The sequence below is a fragment of the Streptomyces sp. NPDC002690 genome (genome assembly GCF_053592415.1).
On sequence record NZ_JBSFVR010000006.1, the window covers coordinates 20,783 to 33,719 of the forward strand.

At 70.7% G+C, this 12,937-nt stretch carries 12 protein-coding genes; 4 read left to right on the forward strand and 8 right to left on the reverse strand.

The window, feature by feature from the left end; translation table 11 throughout:
- Positions 1-65: 65 nt before the first annotated feature.
- Together uriT and uriH are read right to left on the reverse strand one after the other, a co-directional pair.
- The gene (gene uriT / locus ACWD3D_RS01695; RefSeq protein WP_451458919.1) at positions 66-1,514 is read right to left on the reverse strand and encodes a uridine transporter UriT; all 1,449 of its coding nucleotides are present in this window, start codon (positions 1,512-1,514) and stop codon (positions 66-68) included.
- Positions 1,511-2,503, reverse strand: a complete 993-nt coding sequence (uriH, locus tag ACWD3D_RS01700) for a uridine-preferring nucleoside hydrolase UriH (protein WP_451458953.1) — start codon at positions 2,501-2,503, stop codon at positions 1,511-1,513. The genes uriT and uriH overlap by 4 nt, the downstream gene beginning before the upstream one ends.
- 499 nt (positions 2,504-3,002) lie before the next feature.
- Here uriH and ACWD3D_RS01705 point away from each other — a divergent pair, with 499 nt between their 5' ends.
- The 4 genes from ACWD3D_RS01705 to ACWD3D_RS01720 all read left to right on the forward strand — a co-directional run bounded on the left by ACWD3D_RS01705 (position 3,003) and on the right by ACWD3D_RS01720 (position 6,435).
- Positions 3,003-4,160 carry a substrate-binding domain-containing protein gene (locus tag ACWD3D_RS01705; protein WP_451458920.1) on the forward strand — a complete coding sequence of 386 codons (1,158 nt, stop codon included), beginning with the start codon at positions 3,003-3,005 and terminating at the stop codon, positions 4,158-4,160.
- 10 nt (positions 4,161-4,170) lie between these two features.
- Complete coding sequence (gene rbsK / locus ACWD3D_RS01710; protein WP_451458921.1) at positions 4,171-5,070, forward strand: ribokinase; 900 nt, start codon at positions 4,171-4,173, stop codon at positions 5,068-5,070.
- 414 nt (positions 5,071-5,484) lie between these two features.
- Positions 5,485-5,751, forward strand: a complete 267-nt coding sequence (locus tag ACWD3D_RS01715) for a UBP-type zinc finger domain-containing protein (protein ID WP_451458922.1) — start codon at positions 5,485-5,487, stop codon at positions 5,749-5,751.
- Positions 5,752-5,976: 225 nt separating this feature from the next.
- Complete coding sequence (locus ACWD3D_RS01720; RefSeq protein ID WP_451458923.1) at positions 5,977-6,435, forward strand: SRPBCC family protein; 459 nt, start codon at positions 5,977-5,979, stop codon at positions 6,433-6,435.
- A 100-nt stretch (positions 6,436-6,535) separates the two neighbouring features.
- Here ACWD3D_RS01720 and pssA read toward each other — a convergent pair whose 3' ends face one another.
- The 6 genes from pssA to ACWD3D_RS01750 form a co-directional block, all read right to left on the reverse strand.
- A complete protein-coding gene (gene pssA / locus ACWD3D_RS01725; RefSeq protein WP_451458954.1) occupies positions 6,536-7,393 on the reverse strand; it encodes a CDP-diacylglycerol--serine O-phosphatidyltransferase in 858 nt (285 codons plus the stop codon).
- Positions 7,386-8,033 (reverse strand): phosphatidylserine decarboxylase, encoded by a 648-nt coding sequence (locus ACWD3D_RS01730; protein ID WP_451458924.1) that lies wholly within the window; start codon positions 8,031-8,033, stop codon positions 7,386-7,388. Before ACWD3D_RS01730 ends, pssA begins: the two co-directional genes overlap by 8 nt.
- 180 nt (positions 8,034-8,213) lie before the next feature.
- Positions 8,214-9,419 (reverse strand): acyl-CoA dehydrogenase family protein, encoded by a 1,206-nt coding sequence (locus ACWD3D_RS01735; protein ID WP_451458925.1) that lies wholly within the window; start codon positions 9,417-9,419, stop codon positions 8,214-8,216.
- A 23-nt stretch (positions 9,420-9,442) separates the two neighbouring features.
- Positions 9,443-9,952 (reverse strand): MaoC family dehydratase, encoded by a 510-nt coding sequence (locus tag ACWD3D_RS01740; protein WP_266711712.1) that lies wholly within the window; start codon positions 9,950-9,952, stop codon positions 9,443-9,445.
- A gap of 2 nt (positions 9,953-9,954) precedes the next feature.
- Positions 9,955-10,926 (reverse strand): HpcH/HpaI aldolase/citrate lyase family protein, encoded by a 972-nt coding sequence (locus ACWD3D_RS01745; RefSeq protein ID WP_328718380.1) that lies wholly within the window; start codon positions 10,924-10,926, stop codon positions 9,955-9,957.
- Positions 10,923-12,935 carry a protein meaA gene (locus tag ACWD3D_RS01750; protein WP_451458926.1) on the reverse strand — a complete coding sequence of 671 codons (2,013 nt, stop codon included), beginning with the start codon at positions 12,933-12,935 and terminating at the stop codon, positions 10,923-10,925. The genes ACWD3D_RS01745 and ACWD3D_RS01750 overlap by 4 nt, the downstream gene beginning before the upstream one ends.
- Positions 12,936-12,937: the final 2 nt, after the last annotated feature.

A 12,937-nucleotide genomic window follows, 5' to 3' on the forward strand; every position in this document is an offset into this window, starting at 1 on the left:
CCCGGCGCACGGCACAGGGCCGTGTGCGGGTCGGGGGCCGCGGACCGCTCCCGGTGTGGGTGGAGTTACCCGTCGACCTCGGCCCGCGCGGGCTTCGGGATCAGGAACGAGACCGCGAGAGCGATCACGATGAGCACGATTCCGGCGATCATCGCGGTGGAGTAGCCGGACGTCGAGCCGGCCGAGGACGGGTGGACGGCGCTCTGGACGGCGTCCAGGACGACGAAGCTGAGGCCCGCGCCGAGGTTGAACGCACCCGCGTTCAGGCCCGGCAGGAAGCCCGGGTTGTCGTCGGGGGAGAGGACGATGCCCAGCCCGTTGAGGATGATGTTGCCGATGCCCGCGTAGGTGATGCCGACCAGCAGGGAGCCGATCAGCAGCCAGGCGCGCGAACCGGTGTGCAGGGTGCTCGCGAGGACCGCGACGGAGATCACGGAGCCGATCAGGCCGACCCGCAGGACGCGGCCGTAGCCCCAGGTGGCCGCGGCGCGGCCGGCCAGCGGGCCCATGGCGAATCCGGCGAGGGCGTAGGGGGTGAGCGTCCACCAGGCGGAGCCGGTGGCGGACATGCCCAGGCCGGCCTCGGCGTTCTGGGCGAAGGCGGGCACCAAGCCGTTCATGACGGCGAAGACACCCGTCATGGTGAGCAGGGTGCAGGCCAGCAGCGACCAGGTGGCGCGGCGCCGCAGGTGGTGCAGGGCGACCAGCGGCTGGGCGGCCCGTCCCTCGTTGCGCCAGAACAGGGCGAACGCGACGACCGCGACGACCGCCATGAGCACCGCGTACGTCCAGTTCGCGGCGGACAGCTTGCCGGCCTCGTCGAGCGCGAGCAGCAGGGTGCCGACCGAGACCGCGAGGAACAGGGCACCCGGCCAGTCCATGCGGGTGTCGCCCGCGGTGGCCTTCGACTCGGGGGTGAGGGTGGCGACGAGCACGACGCCGAGCGCGGCGACCACGGCCATGGTCCAGAAGACGGAGCCGAAGCCAAAGTGGTCGGTGAGCGAACCGCCGGCCACGGAGTCGATACCGGCGATGCCGCCGTTGACCGCGGTGATGACGCCGAGCAGGGTGCCGTACATCTTCGGCTCCCGGACCTCGTTGCGCAGCATGATCAGACACAGCGGCACGACCGGCCCGCTGACGCCCTGGAGCACACGGCCGACGAAGAGCACCGGGACGTTGGTGGCCAGCGCGGAGATCACACAGCCGACCACCATCAGCGCGAGCATGCCCGTCAGCACCCGGCGGCGGCCGATCAGGTCGCCCAGGCGCGGCAGGAACAGCGAGAAGACGGCCGCGGAGGTGAAGAACGCGGTCTGGGTGCTGCCGATGGACGACGAGGTGGTGTGCAGCGACTCCGCCATGTCCGTCAGGGCCGGGCTGAGCATGCTCGCGTTGAGCTGGAAGGCGAAACAGGCCACCAGCAGGGCGACCATCAGCGCGCCGACGCGTGCCGGACGGCCGTGGACGGCGCCCTTCGCGTCGGGCGTGACGGGTGCGGTGGAGACGTTCACGCCTGCTCACGCTCCGGGGCGGGGACGGCCTTGTCGCCGTCGGGGTCGCCGCCCTCGCCGATGCGCTCCAGCGCGTCGACGACCAGGCCCCAGAAGCGGTCGCGGTCGAGGGTGACGGCGACCTGGGTGCGGCAGTCCTCGGGGGCCGGCCGGCGGAAGTCCGCGACGGTCATGCCGAGGGTGAGGGAGCCGTGCAGCTCGATGTCGACCGGGACCCTGCGCGTGGTCATGACGTCGGGGTCGATCACGTACGCCACGGCGCACGGGTCGTGCACCGGCGGGTGCTCGAAGCCCTGCGCCTCCAGGTACATGTCGCCGAAGAAGTCGAGCAGTTCGCCCACGAACCGGGCCGGGCGGGTGCCGACGGCGGCGATCCGCTCGCGGACCTCCGGGGTGGCCAGCGCCTGGTGGGTCAGGTCGAGGCCGACCATGGTGACCGGCCAGCCCGCGTTGAAGACGATGTGCGCGGCCTCGGGGTCGATGATGATGTTGAACTCGGCGACCGCGCTCCAGTTGCCCTCGTGGTAGCCGCCGCCCATCAGGACGACCTCGCGGACCCGCTCGGCGATGCGCGGCTCCTTGCGGACCGCCATGGCGATATTGGTCAGCCCCGCGGTCGGCACGATGGTGATCTCGCCCGGCTCGTGCGACATGACGAGGTCGATGATCAGGTCCACCGCGTGCCGCCGGTCCAGCTCGGTCCGGGGCTCGGGCAGGACCGGACCGTCCAGGCCGGACTCGCCGTGGATGTCCGGGGCCGTCTCGATCTCGCGGACCAGGGGGCGGGGGTTGCCCGCCGCGAACGGCACACCGGTGATACCGGCGATCCGCGCCACCGACAGGGCGTTGCGGGTCACCTTCTCCAGCGTCTGGTTGCCGACCACCGTGGTCACGCCGACCAGCTCCACGCCCGGGCTGCCGTGAGCCAGCAGCATGGCGATCGCGTCGTCGTGTCCGGGATCGCAATCGAGGATGATCTTCCTGGTCAACATGAGCCCCTTTGCTCGGCTGTGACGGTGTGCGGATGCGCGCCGGACGGACCGGCGGCAGAACCCTTGGGAACGACTCCCCGCCCGTCCCGGGCGTGAGCCCGTCGGCGGTTGCGACACCGGCCCTACGGCCGGCCCGTGAAGCGCCACGCCCGCCCCCGTCCGTGACCGTGGAGCGGTACGAACGGGGAGCGCACGGCTGCTCGGCAGGTCGCCGGAGCCGGGTCGGCGGGTCCGTACCACCCTCCGGGAGGACGGCGCGCGGACCCGGGTCGCAACGTCGGGAGGACGTCGGGAAATCGTTCTCCCAAGAGATTGCTCATTCCCGCCCCAGATTGTCAATGCATGAGGCACGCATCACAGTCACCACTGGTCAGGGCGGTGCTGAGGTCATTTCAACACCCCTTTGCCCAGGCGCTTTCGAGTGATAACGTTTGCCCTCGTCAAGGATGACGGGGTTCGCCGCAGGGCGGGCCGTGGCAAGCAAGGAGGCTGCCCGGTGGGCGAGGTGACCCTCAAGGACGTCGCAGCGCTGTCCGGTTGCTCGGTGGCGACGGTCTCCCGTGTCATGGCCGGCACACGGCCGGTCGGCGAGGAGATCGCGGCCCGGGTACGCGCCGCCGCCGAGACCCTCGGCTACGTGCCCAACCAGGTCGCGCGCTCCCTGCGCAGCCGGTCCACGGGCACCGTCGGCCTGGTACTGCCGCAGATCACCAACCCGTTCTACCCGTCGCTGGTGCGGGAGCTCACGTACGCCCTGCACGGGGTCGGACGGGCCGCGCTGCTCGCCGACTGCGACGACGACCCCGGTGTGGAGGCCGGCCGCATCGCCGACCTCCTGGGCAGACGGGTCGACGCGATCCTGGTGGTCCCCGTCGACGAACACCTCAGCCGGCCCGCGGTGGCCGACGCGGCCGACCGGGTGCCGCTGGTGCTGCTCGACCGCGGCTGCGGACCCGGCGTCGCGGACCTGGTCGCGGTCGACAACACCGCGGGCATCGCCCTGGTCCTGGACCACCTGGCGGCCACCGGCAGACGCCGGCCCTGTTTCATCGGCGCCGCCGGTACCGACTCGGCCGCCGCCGAGCGCCGGGCCGCCTTCGAGGCGAACGCCGGAAGGCTCTTCCCCGGCGGCGAGCGGGCCCTGGTCGAACTCGGGGAGTTCTCCGTCGCCTGGGGCCGGACCGCGATCGACCGGCTCTGGCCGTCCCGCCCGGACGCCGTGGTCTGCGCCAATGACCTGATCGCCATCGGGGCGCTGCAACGCCTGCGGGAGCTGGGCGCCGACGTGCCCGGGGAGGTCGCGGTGACGGGCTTCGACGACGTGCCGATGGCCTCGCTCACCGCTCCCGGGCTGACCACCGTCCGTCAGCCGGTCCACGAACTCGCCGCCGAAGCCGTCGCGGTGCTGGCGAAGAGGCTGGACACCGGCCGCCCGGCCGCCGCGGGGACCCCCGGTGCCCGGAAGGTGCGCACGGTGCGACTCGCACCGGAACTGGCGGTCCGTGCCTCCAGCGTCCAGCCGCCCGCCGGCACACCCCCGCAGGCCGCACCCGGCCCGCCGCACACGCCCGGCCGCGCCGCGGCACCGGACTCCCACCCGGCGAGCCCCGTGCCCCCGCAGCGACCCCGTGACCACAACCACCCCACAGCGTGAGGAACCAGCAGTGATCGCCGTCGTCGGAAGCCTGAACCTCGACCTCGTCGCCCCCGTACCGCGGCACCCCGTGCCCGGGGAGACCGTGCTCGGCGGCGACATCGCCCAGCACCCCGGCGGGAAGGGCGCCAACCAGGCCGTCGCCGTGGCCCGCCTCGGCGCCGAGGTCTCCTTCGTCGGCCGGGTCGGCGACGACGACGCCGGCCAGGTCATGACCGGCGCCGTGGGCGGCCAGGGCGTCGACATCACGCACGTGCGCACCACCGCCGGCACCGCCACCGGTCGGGCGATGATCGCCGTCTCCCCGGCCGGCGAGAACACCATCATCGTCAGCCCCGGGGCCAACTCCCGTCTCGGCGCCGCCGACTGCGAGGCCGCCGCCGACGTCCTGCGCCGGGCGGCCGTCACCGTCCTCCAGCAGGAGGTCCCGGACGAGGCCAACCACGCCGCCGCCCGCCTGGCCGGCGGGACGGTGCTGTACAACCCGGCGCCGGTGACACCGGGAACCACCCCGCCGCCCCACGTCGACCTGCTGGTGCCCAACCGCACCGAGCTGGCCGCGCTCACCGGGACTGCCGTCCCCCGCACCATCGACGAGGTCGTCGCGGCCGCCCGCAGGCTGCGCGGAGCCGGCGCGGTCGTCGTCACCCTCGGTGGCGACGGTGTCCTGCTGCTGGAAGGCACCACACACCTGCACCTGCCCGCCTTCCGCGTCGACCCGAAGGACACCACCGCGGCCGGGGACTGCTTCTGCGGCGCGCTGGCGGTCGGGCTCTCCGAGGGCCGCCCGCTCGCGGAGGCCGTCCGCTGGGCCTCGGCCGCCGCCGCGCTGAGCACCACGCGCGCAGGAGCCCAGTCCTCGCTGCCGGCACGGGACGAGGTCGAGGAGTTCCTCAGCCGCCAGAAGTGAACAGCCGCCGGCGGTGAGCGCGATCGGCCACCGGGGAACCCCGGCCGCCGCTGTGACGTCGCGGCGCCCTGTGCCGACGAAGCGCGCGACTCCGTCGGCCGGGCCGCAGGACATGCCGCCGGGGCCGACGACCACGCCGATCAGGCCGAAGCGTCGTGAGGAACCCAGGAGTACCCGGGTTCGGACGACCTCTGAGCCGCGTTGGGGCTGCTCGGGGAAACCAAGCTTTCTCCGAGCAGCCCCACCGGCCTCGTGCGGTGCGAGCCGGCACCTGGTGCACCGGCTCGCGCGGCGGGACACCCCGGTCCGGCTCGGCGCACGCCCCCTCGGAATCGCCGGCGCGCGGGACCGAACGCGCGTCTGCCCGCATCTCCCCGCCCTGCCGCCCACCCGCCCCGGTCGTACGCTCGGCACATGGCCCTCTGCGACGATCTGGACCGGGTGAGCCAGGACACGGCCCCCGCCCCTCCCGCCGACGCCTGCGCCGACTGCCTGGCGGTGGGCAGGGACGACTGGGTACATCTGCGGCTCTGTCTGACCTGCGGCCGGGTGGCGTGCTGCGACAGCTCGCCACTGCGGCACGCGAGCGCCCACTGGGAGACCTCCGGGCACCCCGTCATGCGCTCCCACGAGCCGGGCGAGGAGTGGCGCTGGTGTTTCCGCCACGAGGTACTCGGCTGACGCCGCGGCCCGGTGGCTCTGCCGACCGGCGGCCCTGAGGCCCTGAGGCCCTGAGGCCCTGAGGCCCTGAGGCCCTGAGGCCCTGAGGCCCCGAGGCCCCGAGGCCCCGAGGCCCGGCGGCTCTGCGACGTTGCGACCTTGCGGCGGGACACCCGGAGGCAGCCGTTCCGGGTGCGCCCGGGGAGCGCGCACCGAAGACTGGGCGCATTCCCCTAGGAGGAACCCATGGCCACGCAATTCGAGGCGATCGTGGAGATCGACCGTCCGATCGACGACGTCTTCGCCTATCTCGCCGACGGCGGGAACGACCGGGACTTCAGCCCACGCGTGCAGAAGATCGAGAAGTCTCCGGCCGGTCCCACGGTCGTCGGCACGACGTTCCGCTCGACGGTCAAGGACGCCGGAATGACCACCCAGCGGGAATTCGCCATCACGGAACTGGTGGCTCCGACCCGGGTCCGCTGGCAGGAGAAGTCGAAGAACGTCGTCACCGCCGCGGACGGCGGGTACGACCTGGAGGCCACCGGGAACGGCGGGACCAGGGTGCGGATCTACAACGTCCTCGAAGGCCACGGCGTCGGCAAGCTGCTGGTCGGCTTCGCCGTCAAGGCCGCGCGCAAGGACGCACCCGCCTTCGGGCTCCGTATCAAGAGGGCCGTGGAAGCCGCCGTCCCGGGCCGCTGAGCCCGCGGAGCGGCCGGAAAGCCCGCGTAAGCCGTGCCCGGACGTGCGAGAGGCCCGGATGCTCATGGCATCCGGGCCTCTCGTGCGTTCTGCGTACGCCCTAAGGCAGCTGGGCCGCGCGCGCCTCACGCCGGTTGCCGCGGAAGGTGTTCACCCGCCGCGCGGTCGCGAAGAGCGGGATCACCGCGCCCAGCACGACCTGGAGCGCGCAGCCGGTCTGGAGGAGCAGCTGACCGCCCGGGGCGTCGAACGCCCAGGCGACGAGGAGCCCCATCGCGGCCACGATCCAGCCGAGCATCGCCACCGCGAGCACTCCGCGCGGCTTCGGGTACTCGACCCGGCTGACCATGAGCCACGCCACCCCGACGATCGCGAGGAGGGTGGGCACGAAGGGCAGCTCCAGGAGCACGATCGAGACGACCGTCAGCGCTCCGAAGGGGCTGGGCATGCCCTGGAACATGCCGTCCTTCAAGGTCACGCAGGAGAATCGCGCAAGCCGCAGCACCACCGCCAGCAGCACCACGATCGCCGCGAGCGCCGACACACGCTGGTGCGCGTCGTCCGCGACCATCCCGTAGACCAGGACGAAGTACGCCGGGGCGAGACCGAAGCTGATGAGGTCGGAGAGGTTGTCCAGTTCCGCGCCCATCGGCGACGACCGAAGCTTGCGGGCGACCAGTCCGTCGAAGAGATCGAAGACGGCCGCCATCAGCATCAGGATCACCGCGGTGGCCGCGGAGTGACGCGCCATGCCGGACTCGTCACTGCCCGTGAGGTGCGGGATCAGAATGCCCGTGGTGGTGAAGTACACCGCCATGAACCCGCAGGTGGCGTTGCCGAGAGTGAGGGTGTCCGCTATCGACAGGCGCAGTGAGAGGGGCATGTCCTGGGCGTCGTCCCCAGCACCGTCCTCAGCCGCCTCGGGCACCCAGTCGGCCTGGGTGTCCGGATCAACCACGGTCAATTCGAGTCACCCCCGCGGTGGTGGCCTGGCCGACCTCGACCGCGACCTCGATGCCTTCCGGCAGGTAGATGTCGACGCGCGAGCCGAAACGGATCAGGCCGATGCGCTCACCCTGCTCGACCTTCGTGCCCTGGGGGATGTAGGGCACGATGCGGCGCGCGACGGCGCCGGCGATCTGGATCATCTCGATGTCGCCGAGCTCGGTGTCGAAGTGCCAGACGACGCGCTCGTTGTTCTCGCTCTCCTTGTTGAACGCCGGGACGAACCCGCCCGGGACGTGCTCGACCGACGTCACGGTACCGGCCAGCGGAGCGCGGTTGACGTGGACGTTGAGCGGGCTCATGAAGATCGCGACGCGGGTGCGCCCGTCCTTCCACGGCATGATGCTCTGCACCACACCGTCGGCCGGGGAGATGACCCGGCCCTGCGCGATCTCGCGCTCGGGGTCGCGGAAGAACCACAGCATGCCCGCCGCGAGCGCGGTGGTGGGCACGGCGACGGCCGCCCAGCGGCCGGACTTGCGCGCCCGGGTCAGGCTGAGCGCCGCGGTGGCGACGGTCGGGAGGAGCCACGGCGATGCTCCGCGAGCGATGCGGACCCCGCCGCGGTTTGCGGAGGTAGGGCTGTCGGGCATGAATGACCTTCGTAGCGGATGATGCCGCGCTGGCAACGGGGGACGGCGGCTTTCCGTCGATGCTATCGGGTGGTGGCCACAACTGGGCAAGCCAGCAGCCGAGTCGGACCGCTGGAAGACCCCGCCCCAGGATCACTGGGTGTGATCTTCTTCGCGGCCAAATCGCCCGTTAAGGGACGATCAACCCTGCAAGCGGTACTCCTCCAGGAGTCGGCGGCCAATGATCATTTTCTGGATCTCGGCGGTACCCTCACCGATCAACAGCATCGGAGCCTCGCGGTAGAGGCGCTCGATCTCGTACTCCTTGGAGAAGCCGTAGCCGCCGTGGATGCGGAAGGCGTCCTCGACGACTTCCTTGCAGTATTCGGAGGCGAGGTACTTCGCCATCCCTGCCTCCAGGTCGTTACGTTCCCCGGAGTCCTTTTTGCGGGCCGCGTTTACCATCATCGCATGCGCCGCTTCGACCTTGGTGGCCATTTCAGCCAATTTGAACTGGATGGCCTGGTGCTGGGCGATCGGTTTTCCGAAAGTTTGACGCTGCTGGGCGTACGAAACGCCCAATTCGAATGCACGCTGAGCGACTCCGCAGCCACGTGCCGCCACGTTGACCCGCCCGACCTCGACTCCGTCCATCATTTGGTAAAACCCTCGGCCGGTGGTGCCACCCAGGACCCGATTGGCCGGAATGCGTAGTCCGTCCATGATGAGCTCGGTGGTGTCGACGCCCTTGTAGCCCATCTTGTCGATCTTCCCGGGGATGGTGAGTCCGGGCCTGACCTCCCCGAAGCCGGCCTCCTTCTCCACCAGGAAGGTCGTCATCGACTTGTGCGGCGGCGTCCCCTCGGGGTGTCCTTCGTCACTCCGGCAGAGAACGGCCACCAGGGTCGAGGTCCCCCCGTTGGTGAGCCACATCTTCTGACCGTCGAGGACGTACTCCTCACCGTCCCTGACACCCTTCGACGTGATCGCCGACACGTCCGAGCCCAGGCCGGGCTCCGACATCGAGAAGGCGCCGCGCACCTCTCCGAGCGCCATCCGCGGCAGGAAGGTGTCCTTCTGCTCCTGCGTGCCGTGCTGCTTGAGCATGTACGCCACGATGAAGTGCGTGTTGATGATCCCCGACACACTCATCCAGCCGCGCGCGATCTCCTCCACGCAGAGCGCGTAGGTGAGGAGCGACTCGCCCAGCCCGCCGTACTCCTCCGGGATCATCAGCCCGAACAGGCCCAGTTCCTTGAGACCTTCGACGATCTCGGTCGGGTACTCGTCGCGGTGCTCCAGGGAGGTCGCGACGGGGATGATCTCCTTGTCGACGAAGTCCCGTACGGTGGAGAGGATTTCCTCCTGGACGTCGGTCAGACCTGCGGTCCGGGCGAGTCGGCTCATGACGGCTTCTCCTGTGACTTCGCTTAGTTGGCGGGGGCGGGAGTCGGGCGGCCGGGCTGCTCGCCGCCGCGTGCCTCGATGTACTCCTGCGTGGGGACCATCACCTTGCGCCGGAAGACGCAGACGACGGTGCCGTCCTGCTTGAAGCCCCGGGTCTCGACGTACACGATGCCCCGGTCGCTCTTGGACTTCGACGGCGTCTTGTCGAGCACGGTGGTCTCGCCGTAGATCGTGTCGCCGTGGAAGGTGGGCGCGATGTGCCGGAGCGACTCCACCTCCAGGTTGGCGATGGCCTTGCCCGAGACGTCCGGCACCGACATGCCCAGCAGCAGCGAGTACACGTAGTTGCCGACGACCACGTTCTTGCCGAAGTCGGTCGTGTTCTCCGCATAGTTGCTGTCCATGTGCAGCGGGTGGTGGTTCATGGTGAGCAGGCAGAACAGATGGTCGTCGTACTCGGTGACCGTCTTGCCGGGCCAGTGCTTGTAGACCGCGCCGACCTCGAACTCCTCGAAGGTGCGTCCGAACTGCATGGTCAGGCCTCCGGGGCTTCGAACTTCGAGGTGCGCCGCATCCCGGCCGCCCGCCCCTTGCCCGCGATGACCAGCGCCATCTTGCGGCTGGCCTCGTCGATCATCTCGTCGCCGAGCATCGCCGAGCCCTTCTTGCCGCCCTCCTCCGAGGTGCACCAGTCATAGGCGTCGAGGATCAGCTCGGCGTGGTCGTAGTCCTCCTGCGACGGCGAGAAGACCTCGTTGGCCGCGTCGACCTGGCCCGGGTGCAGCACCCACTTGCCGTCGAAGCCCAGCGCCGCGGCCCGGCCGGCCACCTCGCGGTAGGCGTCCACGTCACGGATCTGCAGGAACGGTCCGTCGATCGCCTGGAGGTCGTGCGTACGGGCCGCCATCAGGATGCGCATCAGGATGTAGTGGTACGCGTCGGCGCCGTAGCCGGGCGGCTGCTGGCCGACCACCAGGGTCTTCATGTTGATGGACGCCATGAAGTCGGCCGGGCCGAAGATCAGTGTCTCCAGCCGGGGCGACGCCGCCGCGATGGTGTCGATGTTCACCAGGCCCTTGGCGTTCTCGATCTGCGCCTCGATGCCGATCCGGCCGACCTCGAAGCCCATCGTCTTCTCGATCTGCGTGAGCAGCAGGTCCAGCGCCACGACCTGCTCGGCGTCCTGGACCTTCGGCAGCATGATGCAGTCGAGGTTCGGCCCGGCGCCCTCGACGACCGTGATGACGTCCCGGTACGTCCAGTGCGTGGTCCAGTCGTTGACCCGCACCACCCGGGTCTTGCCGGTCCAGTCGCCGTTGTTGAGCGCGTCGACGATGGTGTGCCGCGCCCCTTCCTTGGCGAGCGGCGCGCAGGCGTCCTCCAGGTCGAGGAAGACCTGGTCGGCCGGGAGCCCCTGGGCCTTCTCCAGGAAGCGCGGGTTGGAGCCGGGCACGGCCAGACACGAGCGGCGGGGGCGCAGCCGGTTCACGGGCGTGGGCGTGGTCATGCGGGGACCTCCAGAGGGTCGAGCTTGTTGGCTTTGCGGATCTCGTCGACGATACGGCCGATGATCTCCGTGATACCGAAGTCCTTCGGGGTGAAGACGGCGGCTACCCCGGCCCGGACGAGGGCGGCGGCGTCGGCGGGCGGGATGATCCCGCCCGCGATCACCGGGACGTCGTCCGCGCCGGCCCCGCGCAGCCGCTGGAGCACGTCGGGGACGAGTTCGGCGTGCGAGCCGGAGAGGATCGACAGGCCCACGCAGTGCACGTCCTCGGCCAGCGCGGCGGAGACGATCTGTTCGGGCGTCAGCCTGATGCCCTGGTAGACCACCTCGAACCCGGCGTCGCGGGCGCGCACGGCGATCTGCTCGGCGCCGTTGGAGTGTCCGTCGAGTCCCGGCTTGCCGACCAGCAGCCGCAGCCGTCCGCAGCCGAGGTCCTCGGCGGTACGGGCCACCTTCGCGCGGACCGCGGCCAGCGGGGTGCCCGGCTCGGCGGTGACGGCGACCGGGGCCGAGGAGACCCCGGTCGGCGCCCGGAACTCGCCGAACACGTCCCGCAGCGCCCAGGACCACTCCCCGGTGGTCACCCCGGCGCGGGCGCACTCGACGGTCGCCGCCATCAGGTTGTCCGTACCGGCGGCGGCCTTCTTCAGGGCGGCCAGGGACTCGGTGGCGCGCGCCTCGTCGCGTGCGTCGCGCCAGGCGTGCAGGGCGGCCACCACCCGCGCCTCGTTCTCGGGGTCGACCGTCATGATGGCGCCGTCCAGGTCCGCGGTGAGCGGGCTGGGCTCGGTCGTCTCGTGGACGTTGACGCCGATGATCTTCTCCTCGCCGCTCTCGATCCGGGCCCGCCGCTCCGCGTGCGAGGCGACCAGTTCGGACTTGAGGTAGCCGGACTCGACGGCGGCCATCGCGCCGCCCATCTGCTCGATCCGGTCGATCTCCTCCAGCGCCTCCTCCACGAGCGAGTCCACCTTCGCCTCGATCACCCGCGAGCCGTCGAAGATGTCCTCGTACTCCAGCAGGTCGCTCTCGTGCGCGAGGACCTGCTGGATGCGGAGCGACCACTGCTGGTCCCAGGGGCGCGGCAGCCCCAGCGCCTCGTTCCACGCGGGGAGTTGCACCGCACGGGCGCGGGCGTCCTTGGAGAGGGTGACGGCCAGCATCTCCAGCACGATGCGCTGGACGTTGTTCTCCGGCTGCGCCTCGGTGAGGCCGAGGGAGTTGACTTGGACGCCGTAGCGGAACCGCCGCTGCTTGGGGTCGGTGATGCCGTACCGCTCGCGGGTGATCCGGTCCCAGATCCGGCCGAAGGCGCGCATCTTGCACATCTCCTCGATGAAGCGGACGCCCGCGTTCACGAAGAAGGAGATGCGCGCCACCACCGCGCCGAACTTCTCCTCGGGCACCTGCCCGGAGTCGCGCACCGCGTCCAGTACGGCGACGGCCGTGGACATGGCGTACGCGATCTCCTGGACGGGCGTGGCCCCGGCTTCCTGGAGGTGGTAGCTGCAGATGTTGATCGGGTTCCACTTGGGGACGCGGTTGACCGTGTACGTGATCATGTCGGTGGTCAGCCGCAGGGAGGGCCCGGGTGGGAAGACGTGCGTCCCGCGCGAGAGGTACTCCTTGACGATGTCGTTCTGCGTGGTGCCCTGGAGCTTGCCGGGGTCCGCGCCCTGCTCCTCGGCGACGACCTGGTAGAGCGCCAGCAGCCACATCGCGGTGGCGTTGATCGTCATCGAGGTGTTCATCTGCTCCAGTGGGATGTCCTGGAACAGCCGGCGCATGTCGCCGAGATGGGAGACCGGCACGCCGACCCGGCCGACCTCGCCGCGGGCGAGGACGTGGTCGGGGTCGTAACCGGTCTGGGTGGGCAGGTCGAAGGCGACGGAGAGACCGGTCTGGCCCTTGGCGAGGTTGCGCCGGTAGAGCTCGTTGGACGCCTCGGCCGTCGAGTGGCCCGCGTACGTCCGCATGAGCCAGGGACGGTCCTTGTGACGTTCGGTCATCG